The organism is Ruminococcus callidus ATCC 27760 (genome assembly GCF_000468015.1).
In the GTDB taxonomy this organism is placed as follows: domain Bacteria; phylum Bacillota; class Clostridia; order Oscillospirales; family Ruminococcaceae; genus Ruminococcus_C; species Ruminococcus_C callidus.
In genome coordinates, this window is record NZ_KI260463.1 from 1 (window position 1) to 587 (window position 587).

Below are 587 nucleotides of genomic sequence, written 5' to 3' on the forward strand. Positions count from 1 at the left end.
GTGCAGATGAGAGCAAATGCGGTTACTGCAAGTGCATCCTTGGCAAGTGCAGAGTGACAGAGATGCTTGCCGAAATGGCAAAGACAAATGCCACACTGGACGAACTGCAAAAGCGGCTGGATGCAATGAACAGCCAGATTTCCGAACTGCAGACCAAGGTAGATGACTTGACGGCAGGCGAAATCTTAGCAACCGGACAATGCGGTGAAAACATCTACTATGTTCTCTACGACAACGGAAAACTGCTGCTGCGTGGAACGGGTGCAACCTACGATTATACCTCTCATGATTCTGTGTTCTATCAAAATGGCCAGATCAAGGAAATTGTGCTCAGTAATGGCATTACTGGTCTGGGAGACCGCCTGTTCTATCATTGTGCCAATGCGAAAACGGTATCTCTTCCAGCTACACTGACCAGCATTGGTGATTCTGCTTTTGCACAGGAAGATGCTGCAATCGGCTATACCGCCGGTCTGACTTCTGTTACCATTCCGCAGGCAGTTACTGCGATCCAGTCATATGCCTTTTATCACACCGCCATTGCAGAAGTCACTGTGCCTGCCAGCGTGAAAACGTGGGGAAAGTAT

The 587-nt window shown here is 48.9% G+C and carries 1 protein-coding gene; it reads left to right on the forward strand.

Going from position 1 to position 587, the window contains the following annotated elements; translation table 11 throughout:
• Nucleotides 1–74: 74 nt before the first annotated feature.
• Nucleotides 75–587, forward strand: a 513-nt coding sequence (locus tag RUMCAL_RS11655; RefSeq protein WP_169726010.1) for a leucine-rich repeat domain-containing protein, incomplete at its 3' end; no start/stop codon positions are given.